The sequence below is a fragment of the Deltaproteobacteria bacterium genome (assembly GCA_016208165.1).
In the GTDB taxonomy this organism is placed as follows: domain Bacteria; phylum Desulfobacterota; class Desulfarculia; order JACQYL01; family JACQYL01; genus JACQYL01.
This window is the reverse complement of the sequence record JACQYL010000005.1, coordinates 14,890-31,228: the sequence shown is the minus strand read 5'-3', so window position 1 is coordinate 31,228 and position 16,339 is coordinate 14,890. Positions and strand designations below refer to the sequence as shown.

Below are 16,339 nucleotides of genomic sequence, written 5' to 3'. Positions count from 1 at the left end.
CATGACGTCATTCACGTAATGAACGGAATGACGGTGGAAGAGGGCGTCGATTTGACGTGTTCCCGTGGCTGCTCCTCGAATATCCACGGCGCCAACGGCTCCCTCGGGGCATAGTACTACCGTGCATCCCGTCATGGCATCGAAATCCGACGCGTGGCCCACGCGGATGCCGGGAACGTCCGTAATCCGATTCGTCAGGAAATCCATAGAGCACCTATTTACCTTGACCCGTCAGTCCTTGCAACAAAAAAACCCCATGCAAAGATGCATGGGGTCGGGTCAGGGTAGTGAAGGGTGAGAAGGGCGTTCCATCGATAGGACGATGGGGTCAACGGACGGTCTGAATAAAACAACCTCCACCACCGCCGCCGCCACCGGTGGCGGCCGATGAGGAGGTGCTCTTTTCTTCGCTGTAGCTGGTCTGCAACTGGTTGTACCGGGCAGCGATGCGATAATAGTACACAGTACCATCGATCAAGGTTTCATCACGATAGCTGCGATCGGTTCCCGGAAGCGTGGCTACGTGTTCCCAGGTCCCGGTCTCGCCCGCTTTTCGCTCCACAATGATTGCCGTGGCCGGAAACATGGGCTCGTCCCAGGACAGTTCCGCGACCGTACCGGAAACCCGGGTGAGAGAAGTGATTTCAGGTCCTTGGGGAGGATCCAGCTGTAGCGCTTCCAGAATGTTGACCTTGCCGAATCCCCATACGGTATTGGGCACCCGACCTGTGAAGGAGTCTGAATCCGCCGAGGCTTTCAGAAAATCCAGGATCTTGAAGGGCTCGAGTTGGGAGTCGATCTGGAGAAGGAGCGCGGTCGCGCTGGTAACATGGGGAGCGGAAAAACTGGTGCCTCGAAATATGGCGTGAACCCCGTCGTCCACGATGTCTTCCACGGGAAATTCCGTGCGCGCGCGGGAACTGAGACTGGAGATGATCAGACTGCCGGGAGCGGTGATGTCCGGCTTGGTTCTTCCGTCGCGGGTGGGTCCGGTGTTGCTGAAATACGCGATCTGGTTGATCGGATCGTCCTCTTTAACAGTGTCGCCGTTCACATTGGTCCACGTATTCCGCACGGTGAACGCGCCTACGCAGATGCTCTTTACCGCATCCCCGGGACTTGCGATCAGAAAATTGTTGGTAGCATTCGGAGAGGTAATACCGGCGTTTTCCGTACAGAACTGATTGGCGAAGACCCAGAGGTGATATGTAGTATCGCTCGCGTCGCATAGTTTTGTAAGTTGGATGGTCCACACGCCCGGCGTGGGAACGCGTTGGTCGGAGCTGTTCCTGTCGAAGAAATCGAAGATCTGAATGAGCGCTTCATGGTCCAGGTTGTTGGGATTGACTCCGCCCACGGAGTTATCGATGTAGATATACCCGTCTTCGGTCCATCGCTGGTCCATGTCGTTGCTTTCGCCGGTGCTTGCGCTGCGCTGGAATCCGTTGGGGCTGGTGACGGTGATCCCCACGCACATGTTCGTATCGTACCAGATGTCGGCGCTCAGGAAGTCATTCTGGGATCCTTCGTTTCGGCATGCCGGAAGTTCAATGGTTACCGTGTCGGGGACCTGGCCACTGGCATGCACATACGGACGGGTAAAGAGCGAAGGGAGATTGTTGCCTTCGTTCCCCGCTGAGATTATGAAAACCTTTCCCGGGCCGGATGCATTGTCCACGGTTCTGGCGATAAGCGAAGTGCCGTCGTGGGGGCCGAACTGACTTCCCAGGCTCAGATTCACCACAACGGGCTTGCCCGCCTCTTCCGCTCGGGCCAGGACATACGAAATGGCGTCAATAAGACGATCGGTTTCGAAACCGCCGTCGTTGCTCCCTTCGACAATAATGAGATCCGCCTCGGGCGCCGCGCTCACATAACGTTCCGCAGGGAATCCGTTTCCGGTTCCCTGCCCGTTGCCCGCGGCGACACCGGCCACGTGAGTGCCGTGTCCCACAGTGTCCGCCTCGGTGCATTCACCTGCTTCGATCTTGGACTGAGAGCATTCATTCCCGTAAGTGAACGTAGAGGGCGGAGTACCATCAACGGTCTGATCCCAAACCCAAAGGACACGCGTCTTACCGTCGGCGTCCTTGAAATCGGGATGGTTCAAATCGATTCCCGTGTCGATTACCGCAACAATTACATCGCGACCGGTGAGGCCTGAATACGCGCCGAGGCTGCCGGACCGGGCGAGGTTCCCCTTAATGGCGGGATAGCTCATGTCCATGTTCGGCTTTAGGGTGGAGGGGGCTTCAACGTATGTGACACAAGGAAGCGCGGACAGCCCGGATAGGAGGTCGGCGGATATGCTTCCAGTGAGAACGTCGCCTACTCGGCTTGAAACACGAAAACCGCTCCGTTGCAAAACATCGTCATTGCATCCAGCCTGTACGATAACACGAACGAGACCGGTCCCGTCGGCGCCTACTGTCGTTTCCGCGCTCCGATTCGCCTGCTGATTGGAAAGCAAAAACTCCAAATTCGGAGCGATCTTGCCGGCATTGGATACTTCGTAATACCCGAACAGGATCAGTGCGGCCAGTCCGAGCACCGTCACAAGACGCGCTCTGTCGCGTATCCGTTTCATACATATCCTCCGAGAGATGTTTATGTCCCGGACCTCTAAACCTGAACCACTGTCGGAAAAGAGCCCGACACACGCTTTAAAGACCCAGGGACTACTCCAAACGAAAACAGGTTGCGCTTGGAATCCAAGCTCGTCCACGTGGCGCGCGGATTCAGAATCGATCCGTGCGAGCATGCGTAAACAATTGTATGAAATTAAAATATTGTTATATATATTAGGCGAATTTAGAAAACATTGTCAATACCTTTATCTGATTAAGTATAAATTATATAAATTTATATTAAACGTTGTCTTTTGCTCCCCCCGCGGCTGAACTCACATTGCCTCGTGCGCTCAATTGTGGTAGACGTGTCAGCCTACCTGCGATATCGTCAATCCAGCACATACTTCGGTGGAGGAGACAGATGGGCGCCGATACGAACGTAGTTATGGAAACACAGTTGAGCGGATTGAATCTCCTGAACCGGGGCAAGGTCCGTGACATCTATGACCTCGGAGATACCCTTCTCATCGTTGCCACGGATCGGATTTCCGCGTTTGATGTCATTATGTCGGACCCCATTCCGGGCAAGGGCGAGATTCTGACGAAAATCAGTGAGTTCTGGTTTCGCCAAATGACGGATTTGATCGATAACCACGTGCTTTCTTTCGACGTGGCGGATTTTCCCAAGACCTGTCGGCCCCATGCCGATGTCTTGCGAAACCGAACCATGTGGGTAAAGAAAGCCAAGCCGTTGACCATCGAGTGCATCGTGAGAGGTTACCTTGCAGGCTCGGGATGGAAGGATTACAAGAATTCGGGAAGCGTATGCGGTTATCCCCTACCGTCCGGTCTGTTGGAATCCGCCGAACTGGCCGAGCCGTTGTTTACGCCGTCCACCAAAGCCGAGTTGGGGACCCACGATGAAAACATAACGCTCGATCAGGCGGAACGGCTGGTGGGCAAAGAACGGTTGAAGCAGGTCCGGGAAGCAAGCCTATCCATCTACAAGCGAGCCCGCGCCATAGCAAAGGAAAGGGGCATCGTCATTGCCGACACCAAATTTGAATTTGGTGACTCGAACGGGAAACTGATTTTGATCGATGAGATATTGACTCCGGATTCCTCCCGATTCTGGCCACGTGACGAATATGAACCGGGTCGTTCACAACGCAGCTATGACAAGCAGTTCCTGCGGGACTATCTCGAATCGTTGGATTGGGACAAACGCCCGCCGGCTCCGAAACTCCCTCCGGATATTATCGAACAGACCCGTAAGCGCTATCGAGAGGCTTTGGAGCGTCTCACCGGATGACAGTCAGCCCCGCGGGAGAGAGAGAGAAAGGGAGTGCTATAGGACTTCCCATGGCTTCGAACGAACCGGCCTATCTGAATACCTACCGAAGCGGGACCCTCAAGGAGCGCGTCCGCGCGGCATACTCCGTTCTGAGGTCGTGCAGGATATGCGCAAGGGAATGCGGTGTTAACCGTCTGAAAGGGGAGAAGGGATTTTGTCGAACGGGCAAGTATCCCGTGGTCTCCAGTTATTCCCCTCATTTCGGAGAAGAAGATCCGCTTGTGGGAACGGGAGGTTCGGGAACGATCTTCATTACGCACTGCAATCTGTTGTGCGCGTTTTGCCAGAACTACGACATCAGTCATGAGGGGCAGGGCCGGACGCTGGCGGTGGCCGCTCTTTCCGAGATGATGATACGCTTGCAGGACATGGGGTGTCACAACATCAACTTCGTGTCCCCGTCTCATGTGCTTCCTCAAATATTGGCCGCCCTTCCCAGAGCCATAGACAGGGGATTGCGAGTGCCCCTGGTGTACAATACCGGAGCGTACGACAGGGTCGAGACCCTGAAGCTATTGGAAGGAGTGTTCGATATTTATATGCCGGATTTCAAGTTCTGGGATCCCGAACGCTCCCGAAGGTACTTGCAGGCCGGTAACTATCCGGAATCGGCCCGCAGGGCCATTCTGGAAATGCACCGTCAGGTGGGTGATCTCGAGTTGGACGAGAGGGGGATCGCCCGGAGGGGACTGTTGATCAGGCACCTGGTCATGCCCGGCTGTGCAAAGGACGCAGCGGCCATAATGAAGTTTATTGCAGAGGAAGTGTCACGGAATACGTATGTAAACGTGATGGCTCAGTACCGTCCCTGCGGTGAAGCCCGTAAGTTTCCGGACCTGGCCCGGAGCCTTTCCCCGGAGGACTATGACGAGGTCCTGGCCGGAGCGCGTAAAGCCGGGTTGATCCGGCTCGACGGCAGGCAACCGAAGCCGTTGTTTCAATGGATATAAGATGACGGGTCGGATTTACGCCATCGGAGATATTCACGGCTGTTTGGACCATCTCGATAGGTTGTTGGACACGATCCCGTTTAATGCGGAAAAAGACCGTCTCGTGTTCGTGGGAGACTATATCGATCGCGGACCGGATCCGTACGGCACAGTCCAACGAGTTCTGGAAATCAAGCGCACCCACCCGAAAACCATCTGTCTCATGGGCAACCACGAGCGAATGTTTCTGGATTTCCTATCAGGCAAAGACGCTTATTCGTTTTTGTACAATGGCGGCAAGAGCACACTGGAAAGCTATTCCAGGATAGGCGCGCCCCTGAATCAGCGGGGCGATACGCCGCCACCGGAACACAAGGCATTTTACGACCGGTTGTTGCTTTACTTTGAAACTGAAAACCACATTTTCGTGCATGCCGGCCTTCGACCCGGAGTCCCGCTCTTGGAGCAAAACGAGCAGGACCTGCTCTGGATAAGAGGAGAGTTCTATGACTCGAATTACGACTTCGGAAAGACCGTGATCTTCGGGCATACGCCGTTCCGGAAGCCGCTGATAACGAAAAACTGTATCGGAATCGACACCGGGGCGGTGTACGGAAACGTGTTGACCTGTCTGGCCCTTCCCGACTTGGTTTTCTACCAGAGTTAGTCCGGTCCCGAGCCCCTGGTCTGTAAAGAAATCACCGGATGGTATCGGTCAGAGGGAAACCTACCCCTGAGGATATGGGAAATTCAAGAAAAATAGGCATCACCAGCACGCTACCGGTTGAAGTGATCCTTGCGGCGGACCACGCGCCCGTTGATCTGAACAACGTGTTCATTCAAAGCTCCGTACCGCGGGACCTGATCCTTCGAGCGGAAGAGGACGGGTTTCCCAGAACCGTCTGCAGCTGGATTAAAGGTATATATCGAGTGGTCATGGACCACCCGGAAATCCGCAGCATCATCGGTGTGACGCAGGGAGACTGCAGCAATACGAAGGCTCTTCTGGAGCTGTTGGAGAAGAAGGGCCGGGAGGTGCTTCCGTTCGAGTTTCCGGGTTCCCGTGAATCCGGCGAAATGAGAGCAGCCATAGAGCGGCTGATGGGCTTGTTCGGCACGGACTGGGAAGCCGTGATGCGAACCAAACGTCGTCTGGACCGGATTCGGAGGAAGTTGGCGATCCTGGATGAGCTTACGTGGAGGGAAAACAAGGTATCCGGTTTCGAAAACCATCTGTTCTTGGTTTCGAGCTCGGATTTTGATTCCGATCCGGACCGATTCGAGAGGAAACTGGATGAATTCCTCTCGAAAGCCGAAACGAGGCCGAATGAAGCGCGCGCGGTCCGGTTGGGATTCCTGGGAGTGCCTCCTATCGTGAGCGGTATTCACGATTTTGTCGAAAGCCTGGGCGCCGTAGTGGTATTCAACGAGGTGCAGCGACAATTCGCCATGCTGAACCTGACCGATGACTTGACGGACCAATACCTGTTGTACACCTACCCCTATGGGATCGCCGAGAGGATCAAAGACATATCCCGGGCGATCCGGGAGAGAAATCTGGACGGCCTCATCCATTACACACAGAGTTTCTGTTTCAGGCAAATCCAGGACATTCTGCTTCGTGAGACCCTGCCCGTGCCTATACTCACGGTGGAAGGCGATCGTCCGGGACCGCTGGATGCCCAGACCCGGAATAGGATTGAAGCCTTCGTGGAGGTCCTGTTCTGAAGCTTGCAGCTGATGCAGGCTTTACGTCTGTTCCGCAAAGGGCGGTTTCTTGTCCAATCTGTATACGGTGGCCAGCGCTTTGGCGAGCAGTCTGCCTTCTTCTCCGGTGGCTTTGAGGTCGTAGGTCGCCGTCTTTCGAGTCATGGCAGCCAATGTGGCCTCCGCCTGAAGGCGTTCACCCGGTTTGGGGGCGGCTACATACGTGATGCTGACGTTCAGGGCAACGGCGATATTGCCATGAGAGTTGGAGGCGGCCTGAAAGGCTTCGTCCATCAGCGAGAAAATCGCCCCTCCGTGAGTCATGCCGTAGATGTTGCCCATGGTTTCAGGGTCGAACACCATCTCCACTCTGGCGTATCCTTCATCCACATCCGTCAGTTCCAGTCCGAGTTTCCGGGCAAAGGGCTCGTTCTCGACAGCCTCTCGCAGTCCGCGTTCGTATGTCGGATCCATAATCGACTCCTTTACAATTGCCTGAGTGTGTACTATTTAAACCGGACGCGGCCGCGGACGCAAGAAATGTTTGGAGGAGATTCGATTCGTGACGGAATATCAGGACGATCAAACCTGTTTTGCCTGCGGAAACCGAAATCCCATCGGGTTGCACATGAAGGTCGAATACGGCCAGGATAGGGCGTTTTGCCGATTGAGGATCCCTTCGGAGTACCAGGGCTGGTCCAAGGTGGTCCACGGAGGCATTATCGCCACCCTGCTCGACGAAATCATGGCCCATGCGGTGCTTCATTTTGTCGGACAAGGGGTCACCGGCAGTCTGAACATCCGTTTTCGGTCCAAATCGCCGACGGAAGAACCACTGGATATCATCGGCTGGGTCGATCGGATCAAACGGCGTGTGGTGGAAGCCAGGGGGGAAATCCGACTTGCCTCCGATGGGACGTTGCTTGCCCAAGGCGAAAGCCGCTTCATGCTGTTACCCGTGCAAGAATTCGCCCGGACGGAGACATAGTGTCGAGGTGCGAAGGACGTTTTATCTTTTCTGCTGAAGGAAACCTTGAACGTTTCCCTCAAACTCCTTTCAGGTCTTCTAAGTCTTACCATACCGCATTCAACGGAGCGGGTGAATCACCCCAAAAGGTCGGAGTTCACGAGTATCGGGTGAATGCCGCCGACTTCACATAGACCTGGGTTCGGTGCACTCTCGCAAGAGGACGATCATGATCCGGAAAGCCGTCATCCCGGCCGCGGGTAGAGGCCGACGCATGCTGGAGTTCTCTCACGGTCTGCCCAAAGAGCTGCTGTCCGTGGGCGGCAAGTCCATGATTCAGCGAGCCGTGGAGATGCATGTCCGCTCGGGCATCGAACGGATAGCCGTGGTTCTTTCTCCTGACAAGCAGTCCATCCGTGATCTTCTGGCTTCGAAGCGGTTCGCTGATCCGAGGTTTCGTGAACTCCTCGATCAAGTCGAGTTGGTTTTCTTCGAGCAGGCGGAACCTCTTGGCGTAGCTCACGCCGTGTCTCTGGCCCGGGAGTTTATTGGAAAAGAGCCCTTTGCTCTGGTCATGCCTGACTGCTTACTGGTCTCGGAAACGCCTTTCCTGTCTCAACTCGTCCAGGTTTACAGCAAGCGTCCGGTGGATATGATCGGGTTTGTTTGGCTGGAGCAGAGCCGATCGATGCAGTTCGGCAACGTCGGCCTGCTTCGTGTAGAGCCGGTGGAACCACCGTTGTACCGGATTCTCGAGTTGAGCGATAAAGGCGCGGGTTCGGTGAACTTCAGTGAACCCATTCACCCGAAAGGGTTTGCGGGGGGGATTTACGGGCCGGACTACTTTGACCTGATACCGGCGGAGCCGGGTAGAACCGGAGAAATCGACGACGTTCCGATTCACCAGGATTTGATACGCAGCGGCAGGCTTTACGGAGTGGAGCTCGTGGGAATCGCCTTTGACCTGGGCAACCCGGAGGGGTATCGGGCCGCCGAACGGTTTTTTTCAACAAGCCGCAATTCCTCGAACATGAACGGCTCCAGATAAGTCTGAAAATCCGGACATTTTACCGCGCGCTCGCACACCTTGCACACTTGCACTGCTACGCGGGGTTGATTTCTCTTGCTTCTGCACACGAGATACTGATTGGTCGGCTTAGGCATGGCCGGTGTCCCGAATGAGCAGATCCCGGTCTTGGAGCCGGGATCTGCTTAGGATTGGTTAGTTGTGTTTGAACGCCTCCTGCCTTAGTTTCCTCGAACGTTGAGGATCAACGCCTTGGAACCTCGGAAATCGGGCGGATCCGTTGTGGTTCCGACCAGGACCAGACTGGCGACGGAAATGGTTTCGTTGGTCGCCACACTGAATCCTTGAACGGCGACGCGGAGGATGAATTCGGCTTCGCCGTCGTCGTCCGTGGTGAGAGCGAAGGGGAGCGTAGGATCGAAACTGGTTACCCCGGCCTCGAAATCCGGATCGCTGTCCAGCGTCAGGGGCATGGAAGCCAGCGGGTTGCCGTTTCCATCCTCGGCCGTCACCGTCATGGCGATCACGAACACCAGAGCGCCGTTTCCGTATGCTCCGGCGGCCACGGTTACGGTGACTTCGGAATCACCGCTGAATTCGACGAGGCCCTGGGCTTTGTTGATTTCAAATGTCTCGGTAATGTCGATGACGCCGAATACGGCCCGAACCAGCATGGTCGTGGTGTCGGCCGTATCGCCGGCCTGAATGACGGCAATGGCGTTGCCGTTGGAGTCCGTGTCGGCGGTTATGGTGGTTCCCGTGGTAGGAGCCACGTACTGGGTGCCCGCAGCCGCGGCGGCATTGGGGAGTTGGAAGATGATGGTCTGGCCGGGCGCCGGATCGCCGTCCTGGTTTTCGAGGGTGAATTGAGCCACCACCTCGCCGCCGACTCCCACGTCGGTAGGACTGAGCTGGAGAGCACCTGTGAACGCGCTGGTCTGGGGTGTCAAGATCATGGCGATCAGGGCGCTGGATCTGGCTCCGAAAGTATCGGTAACGGTCACGGTCATCACGCCGGTGTCCGTGGCCGGGTCGCCGTTGTACAGTAGGGTGGCGACCGCGTCTGCGGAAGCGAAAGTGATGTCGCCGAAGGTTACGGTACCGATGTCAAACGTCCATACGTAGGGTTGCGTGCCTCCCGAGGCCTCGAAGTTGATCTGGCCGGCGTTGCCCACAGTGAAGGAACTGGCGGTAGTAACGCCGTCATCGACCGGCGTAATGGTAAGTTCCAGTGGGTTATCGGGGTCGCCCGGGCCTTGTCCCGGTTCGCATTGGTTGGCGCCGGTCACGACAACGACAATGGAGAAACGTATGACTTTTCCCGTGGCCGTGTCCGTAACGGCGATGACGGTGTTCATGGCCTCCAGCTGTCCGGCATCGAGCCCGTGTAATTCGCTTCCGTCATATACGAGGATTCCGGTACTGGTGTCCGTGGGTGAAGTGTCCACTGAGAGGAACGAGGGCCCTCCCGTGATTTCCCAGATATAGGTTCCCTTGCCCACATCAGCCAGACCGTCTGAGACTTTGTACGCTTTGGTGGCTGCTACGCACTCCGCGATCGACCAGGTGAAGTTGGTGAGAGCCTGGCCGGTCTCAGGATCGAGAACCTGAAGGGGCGCGGCATCCTCGATTTCAACACGACCCGATCCCTCGATGTCCCCTATGGATGCCGTTATAACAGCCACACCGGGTTCACCTTCGGAAAAGAACGAGACGATGGCTCCGCCGTTGACCGTTGCACCCGCGGAGTCCGTGATCTGACCCAGCACGGCGAAAGAGGGAATCAAACCCAATGTAAGATTGGGAAGCAGGCTGTTCGTTGCTTTCAGATGGACGACGGTTCCGTCCACCATGGGGTTGCCGTTGATATCGAAGGCCTTGATGGTAATTTCGGACCTGTGCGTGCCGAGGCCGGGACTGGTGAGATCGCTGGCCAGGATTCGGGGCGGGTCCACTTCCACGGAAATGAAGCCCGGCTCCTGTGCATTGACGCCCAGGGAGATCATGTCGAAAACGTCCAGAAACACCTGGTAGGTTCCAAGGGGCAGGGTCTTGATCAAAAACACCAGCCTTGACGTGCCGGTGATGGTGACATTGATGGCCTTGTCGGTGAGGGGGGCGATGTACTCGACAAAAGCCTCTCCCCGCTCGTTGGTGAGGCGTGTAGCTTCAGTCAAAAGGGGCAGGCTGGGCGCTACGAAGGATCCAAGGGCCGGATCCACGGAAAACCGCAGTTCGGCGTCGACGAAAGGAACGCTGAAAGCGTTGATGAGGCGCGCCCGTATCTGAGCATGGTCCTGTCCGTCTCCGTTGAGCGACACCTTGTCCGGCGTCAAGAGCAGTTGAAAGGAGGTGGCCAGATCGCTGTAAAAGAAGATGTCGATGGATCGGACGACCTGGACAAAGCCGGGTACGGACACCTGAACCACCACGATCCGGGGGGCGGCCAGTTGACCCACATGGGTGAGGACGGCGGAAGCCACTCCGGCGACCGTGGGTATGTCGATGCTGGTCAGGGAGTTCGAGAAACGGAAACCGCTTGCATCGTCTTCAAGAAACACCCGAAACCGAACCACGGTTCCGTCTTTGACCTTATCGCCGTTGTAGTCGATAACCTTGCCGTAAACCGTACTGGACTGGGATGCCGAAACGTTGGCAATCTGGTACCGTACTCCCAGGACCACATCGGCGGGGTCTGAACTGCCTTGGGGCGGCGTGTCCGGTCCCGCCGAGGAACCGCCTCCCCCGCAGGAGATCAAAGCGAGAGAAAAGAGGCATAGGAGTAAAAAACACGCGTTTCTTGTAGCCTTCATAAAGTTCTCCTACTATTCCGTGCAAGGACAATAATCCACGTTACCGATGGTGAAATCCGTCTGCACTACGGTCGAAATCTCATCACTGACAATGCTGGAACCGTACATGGTCACAACTGCCGAGTACCGCGTGGGGAAATCGGGAGGTATTCGCTCACCGGAATCGAACTGCCTTCGGTATTCGTTTCTTGTGGCGACGTCCACCAAGTCGAGAAGGACAATAGCCGGCTGGGGCCAGTTGTCCGGATTATCGTCGAGGTTCACCGGAGGAAGACTTACGGTCAGGAAAACGTCTCTGGTTTCCAGTATAGGAGCTGTGTCGCCTTCGGTAAAAGGTCGCCGATATTCGATGTGAAAGCGGTTGATCGTGACCTGGTAAGCGGATCCGGGATTGCCGGGAAAATCCGCATTGTACATCCGGATCAGGAGCCTGTGGTTGCTGAACGGCTCGGAAGGACTTCCGGGATCGATGGGATTACAGGGCGTAGGATCGAAATAAGCGTCCACCTCGCTATTGAAAAACGGCTCATTCACGTCCGTTGTTTCGCAATAGATAGGGATCACCTGTTGGAAAACAGGATTCCACTGTCCTTCCGTTCCAGGGGTGCCTGTCGAGTCACCCCCGCAGGAACCGAGTGACACCAGAAGGATGAGCGCGATACCTGCCAAAAGAGAGCGTTTGACGTTGATCATTTTGTCGAACTCCGTAAAAGTGTTATTCCTGACGCCTCACACCTAGTTGAGGCGGAATTCGCAACGACGATTCGCGGCCCAGGCCTTCTCATCGTGGCCGGGAGCTATTGGGCGTTCTTTTCCGAAACTGACGACACTGATGCGATCAGCACGTACGCCGAGAGTTACAAGGTAATCCCTGGAGGCTTCCGCGCGTCGCTGGCCGAGGGCCAAGTTATATTCGACGCTTCCGCGTTCATCGCAGTGGCCTTCGATCGAGGCTGTAGCGTCGGGGTGTTCCACGAGGTATCCGGCCTTGAATTCCAGAGCGGATATCGCGGATTCGGTGAGTCCGGAATCGTCGAAAGCGAAGAAAACGCGCTCGCTTTCAAAACGATCTTCCAGCGATTTGTAGATCGGGCCTTCTTTTCCGAACGGAGCAAGAGCCGTAGCCTGTTCGCCTGCAGCGGATCCCGCCATGACTCCTTCGGGTATACCCGTACCGGTGATGATTCCCGAAGCGGAAGGCTCGCCTTCGGAAGGCATTCCGGCGGCAAAGCGTTCGGCGCCCGGGGTGACACCGGAGATCCCGGCGGCGCCTTCTATGCCTTGCAGATCCGGATCCAGGTAAAAGACGCCGCCCTCCTGAAAGTTGAGTTCCTTGTTGGCCTGAACGATCTTGGCCACGGATTTGATGTCAAATACCTTGACGATTTGGATTCGGCCGATACGGAAGTAGTAGTAACGTCCGAATTCGTCCTTTGGCACATAGGTGTTCCGCGCGTACACGTTGAAGAGATGCCCTATGCTCAACGGGACATTTTCGTCGAGCACCGTGACCGTTCTTCCGTTTTCTTTGTATTCACGGGCAATCTGAGCAATTTCCCGCGGAGGAAGCTTGTCCAGGTTGGACTCGCTGGAGCTTAGACCTGCGGCCTCCGGGGAAAGTCTCCCCCCGATGTCCGTTAGCACCATATCTCCGGTTCCGAGGAGAAGCTTTTCTTCTGTAGCCGACAGCAACGATCCGAAAAACTGTTCAGGCTTCTTGAGTATATAGTCCGCGGATTCGGCTAAGGCGAGGCCCCAACAGCAGACTATATATACGCAGAACAGATAAACGGACGCAGTGGCGGTTTTTTTGATGGACACCATATCACCCCTTTGCTCAATACGAAGGCGTTTATTCGGACAATGGTTGCGATTCCTCGGGTACTCTCAGGATCGAGGGCGTAATGAACATGAGCAACTCTCTTTTGTCGTCGCTGTTTTGAGTGGACTTGAACAGATAGCCGATGCCCGGAAGGTTACCCAGGCAGGGCACCCTGCGTTCGCTGTCACTCTTCTCCTGAGCCGTGATACCGCCGATCACCATGGTTTCGTTGCTGTCCATCAGCATGACGGTATCCGCCTGCTTTATACTCAGAACCGGATTCCCGACCTCGTTCAACTGTTCCGTACCGGGCACGCGGAGTTTCTCCTCCAGATGAATCTGGACGGTGATACGCTGAGTGTTGGGGACCACGGTGGGAGTGACCGTAAGCTTTAGAGCGGCGTCCCGGTATTCGGTTTTGAATGCTCCGAGCTGATCCCGGGTCGTGACCGGGAACTGTTCCCCCTGAATGATCTCCGCCTTGGTGTTGTCCAGTGTGACGACTTTCGGCGCGGAAATGATGGTGGCCCTGTTGTCGTTTTCGAGAGCCTGAAGCTGCGCGTCCAGGCGGAGGAGCGTGTTACCCACGATTCGTCCGAAGCTGACGCCCAGCCCCGAGGTGGCGGCATCTAGCGGGAGCAGGTTTACGATGGGATTGAGGGGATCGAGAAGGGTCCCCTGGTCCGTCGATATATCGCCGCTGGTGCCACGGACCCCGACCGAATTCCCATCGTCGAACCGGCTGTAGTCGCCTCCCCATTTCACGCCGAGTTCGCGTAAGTAACTGGATTGGACGGTTACGATGCGGGCCTGAAGGAGGACTTGGGCGATAGGTTTGTCCAAATCCTTGGCGATGCGTTTGCACTCCGCCACTATGGCCGGGACGTCTTTGATAATGAGGGTGTTGGTGCGCGAGTCCACTTCAAGTTTGCCGCGCACCCGCTCGGCCGACTTTTCCTCCGTGCCTCGCGCCATGACGCCCAATTTCTTATCGACGGGCCAGCGGGACAAAAACTGAAAGAGTATGTTCGATATGTCTTTTGCATTGGCGTAACGGAGGCGGATATAGTCCGTGATCATGGGTTCCAACTGCTGCAGGATCTCCTCGTTCAGCAAATGCTCCTCATCGGCTTTTCGCTGTTTCTCTATGGAGGCCTGGTAGTCGTCCATGGTGGTGATCCAGATGACGTTGCCTTGCTGCGTCTTGTGGAGCTGCTTGGCCTTGAGGATAGTGTCGAGAGCCTGATCCCACGGGACATTGTCCAGTCGCACGGTAACCCGCCCCTTGACATTGTCCGCGGTTACGACATTGAGATTGCTGACCTCGGCAATGAGACGGAAGATGCCATGAATATCGGCATCCTGGAAATCAAGGGAAATTCGTTCGCCGGTGTATTGAGTGGTCATTCCTTCTTCGGGAGTCAGCGCTTCGGCGGTTATGGGCGCCTGGACGGACTGGTCCTCGCGAGCCTTGCCGGCAGCGCTTTCCGGAGTGGCGGCGAGGGCGACCGGAGGGATCGACGTTGGTGTAGCGGACCCCAAAGCGGTTGCAGCGGCCGATTTAGGCTCTGCGGTTTCGGGGGCCGGTTTAGGCGCGGATGCAAGCCTTTCTTCTTCCAGGGGCGGCTCTTGCTTCACCGCGGCCGACTTCATTGCAACTGGAGGTTTTTCCTTCTCGGCGGTCTTGGTCATGGGTGACAAGGGTTCCCCGGGCTTGGACGTGTGGAAAGCGATGTTGAGCGTGTTAGGCTCCGTTTTGACGTCCACTTCGGGACGGGGACCCTGGGGAAACTCAAACACGACCCTTGTTTTGTCTTCGTGGCTGCCGATGCGAATCGATTCAAGCTGGGGTCGACCTATGGGCATTGTCTTGGAAGCCTGTACGTAACGGATGCCGAAAAGATCGAACACGAGTCTGGAGGGATTCTCCAAGGTGAATTTGTCCACTCGGGAAATTTCCGACGGTGAGGAGATACGCACCTTCACTTGATTTTCGAAGACGTCATACCTGGCATCCAAGGAAGATGAATCGCCGGCCGACCCGGTCGAGATGATTCCCGATTTGACCGGTTGGCCTTCGGACGGGGCTTTCAGAGCTTTGGTCGAAAGCACGGGGGCCTTAGTTGCCGCCGTACCCGGTACGAAGCGAAATGTTAAACGATTGTCCGTGCCGGAAGTCACATAGTCCACATCCTGATTCAGGGAAACGGTCAGACGGACACTCGGCTTCTTCTCATCCCCGGTTTGTTCGATTTGGACGTTGCGGATCAGCCCTTTGCCGGGGATCGGCTTGGAAATGAGAGATTCGGGGGAAGCCGCGTCCGGCAACTCTATCAGCAGACGCAGCGGATCGATCAATTTGTACGCCGTGTATTTCGGGGCGGAACTGCTATCGATCAAAAGCTGGGTCTCCTTGGCTGCCTCGATAACCTGGACGTCCTTCACCTGATACGTCTCGGACGGTTCCGCCTGCTCCGTTTCAGTGAAGGTTTGGAGCTGCGCACATGCCGTTAATGCAACTACGAATAAACCGATAGCCAACCACGAAATACGTCGCCTCAACATAATTCCACCTTTGTAATCCGTAACTCAGAGACCTGACGGTTATTCATTTCCTGAGGTTTCGCCGGGTCGGTGAAGTTTAATGACAACTTCCCGATCGACGGTTTTCCCCAAAAGGCCTTTTGTTTTTTCCGTAACAACAACGCGATCCGGCAGGATACGTGTAACTCTACCCCAGTTGGGGCCGACGAGATCATCGAGAGCTACGATATATCCTTTCTTATCCGGATCCTGAATGAGCGCTTTGGACTGCCCACCGCGGGAGTAGATTCCCACCAGCGTAAGCTGTGAGACTTCAAACTTCTGGAGAGGTGTCAGCGCACGCTCAGGTGCTTTCTCCTGATCCGCCGTTTTCAAGTAGCCGATGAACGGTTTGAAAGGATCGGGTTTGCCTTGCGGAGAATAGGAATAGGGGGCAGGGACCTCCTTCGTGGAGTCCGACGAGTCCGGGACAGGGGTGTCGGCGGCCCAGGACGTCTCACAGGCGATCCATCCAAAGACCACAACGTATAGGCACAACAAGGAGAGCCGTTTAGCAAAACTCATCTTCTCGGAGGTATTCGGATTTTGATGCGTTCGAGTCATGGC

13 protein-coding genes and 1 pseudogene (1 of these 14 cut by a window edge) are annotated in these 16,339 nt (G+C 55.9%); 6 read left to right on the top strand and 8 right to left on the bottom strand.

Translation table 11 applies throughout. The annotated features are described in order from the left end of the window. Together HY788_01115 and HY788_01110 are read right to left on the bottom strand one after the other, a co-directional pair. Positions 1-207: pseudogene (locus HY788_01115) on the bottom strand (P1 family peptidase); it reaches 785 nt to the left of the window's first position. Positions 208-328: 121 nt separating this feature from the next. Then, positions 329-2,587, bottom strand: a complete 2,259-nt coding sequence (locus HY788_01110; GenBank protein MBI4772776.1) for a S8 family serine peptidase — start codon at positions 2,585-2,587, stop codon at positions 329-331. Positions 2,588-2,991: 404 nt separating this feature from the next. On the opposite strand from HY788_01110, the gene HY788_01105 reads away from it, so the two are divergent. From HY788_01105 to HY788_01090, 4 genes are all read left to right on the top strand, one after another. Further along, positions 2,992-3,882: a phosphoribosylaminoimidazolesuccinocarboxamide synthase gene (locus tag HY788_01105; protein MBI4772775.1), complete on the top strand. Its 891-nt coding sequence runs from the start codon at positions 2,992-2,994 to the stop codon at positions 3,880-3,882. A 50-nt stretch (positions 3,883-3,932) separates the two neighbouring features. Beyond that, on the top strand, positions 3,933-4,874 hold the full coding sequence (locus tag HY788_01100; protein ID MBI4772774.1) for a radical SAM protein: 942 nt from the start codon (positions 3,933-3,935) through the stop codon (positions 4,872-4,874). Position 4,875: 1 nt separating this feature from the next. Continuing rightward, entirely contained in the window at positions 4,876-5,520 is a 645-nt protein-coding gene (locus HY788_01095; GenBank protein ID MBI4772773.1) for a serine/threonine protein phosphatase, read from the top strand. 74 nt (positions 5,521-5,594) lie between these two features. Then, positions 5,595-6,581 (top strand): 2-hydroxyacyl-CoA dehydratase, encoded by a 987-nt coding sequence (locus HY788_01090; GenBank protein MBI4772772.1) that lies wholly within the window; start codon positions 5,595-5,597, stop codon positions 6,579-6,581. A gap of 21 nt (positions 6,582-6,602) precedes the next feature. On the opposite strand, the gene HY788_01085 is transcribed toward HY788_01090, so the two are convergent. Continuing rightward, complete coding sequence (locus HY788_01085; GenBank protein MBI4772771.1) at positions 6,603-7,034, bottom strand: PaaI family thioesterase; 432 nt, start codon at positions 7,032-7,034, stop codon at positions 6,603-6,605. 88 nt (positions 7,035-7,122) lie between these two features. Here HY788_01085 and HY788_01080 point away from each other — a divergent pair, with 88 nt between their 5' ends. Both HY788_01080 and HY788_01075 read left to right on the top strand, forming a co-directional pair. Further along, positions 7,123-7,548, top strand: a complete 426-nt coding sequence (locus HY788_01080; protein MBI4772770.1) for a PaaI family thioesterase — start codon at positions 7,123-7,125, stop codon at positions 7,546-7,548. A gap of 208 nt (positions 7,549-7,756) precedes the next feature. Next, positions 7,757-8,575: an NTP transferase domain-containing protein gene (locus HY788_01075; GenBank protein ID MBI4772769.1), complete on the top strand. Its 819-nt coding sequence runs from the start codon at positions 7,757-7,759 to the stop codon at positions 8,573-8,575. A 200-nt stretch (positions 8,576-8,775) separates the two neighbouring features. Here HY788_01075 and HY788_01070 read toward each other — a convergent pair whose 3' ends face one another. From HY788_01070 to HY788_01050, 5 genes are read right to left on the bottom strand one after another with little or no spacing between them, the layout of a single operon-like run. Continuing rightward, on the bottom strand, positions 8,776-11,367 hold the full coding sequence (locus HY788_01070) for a hypothetical protein (protein MBI4772768.1): 2,592 nt from the start codon (positions 11,365-11,367) through the stop codon (positions 8,776-8,778). Positions 11,368-11,379: 12 nt separating this feature from the next. Beyond that, positions 11,380-12,060: a hypothetical protein gene (locus HY788_01065; protein MBI4772767.1), complete on the bottom strand. Its 681-nt coding sequence runs from the start codon at positions 12,058-12,060 to the stop codon at positions 11,380-11,382. Between the two features lie 42 nt (positions 12,061-12,102). After that, positions 12,103-13,191: a peptidoglycan-associated lipoprotein Pal gene (gene pal, locus HY788_01060; GenBank protein ID MBI4772766.1), complete on the bottom strand. Its 1,089-nt coding sequence runs from the start codon at positions 13,189-13,191 to the stop codon at positions 12,103-12,105. 28 nt (positions 13,192-13,219) lie between these two features. Beyond that, positions 13,220-15,754 (bottom strand): type IV pilus secretin PilQ, encoded by a 2,535-nt coding sequence (gene pilQ, locus HY788_01055; GenBank protein MBI4772765.1) that lies wholly within the window; start codon positions 15,752-15,754, stop codon positions 13,220-13,222. Between the two features lie 39 nt (positions 15,755-15,793). Then, complete coding sequence (locus HY788_01050) at positions 15,794-16,336, bottom strand: pilus assembly protein PilP (GenBank protein MBI4772764.1); 543 nt, start codon at positions 16,334-16,336, stop codon at positions 15,794-15,796. Positions 16,337-16,339 lie beyond the last annotated feature (3 nt).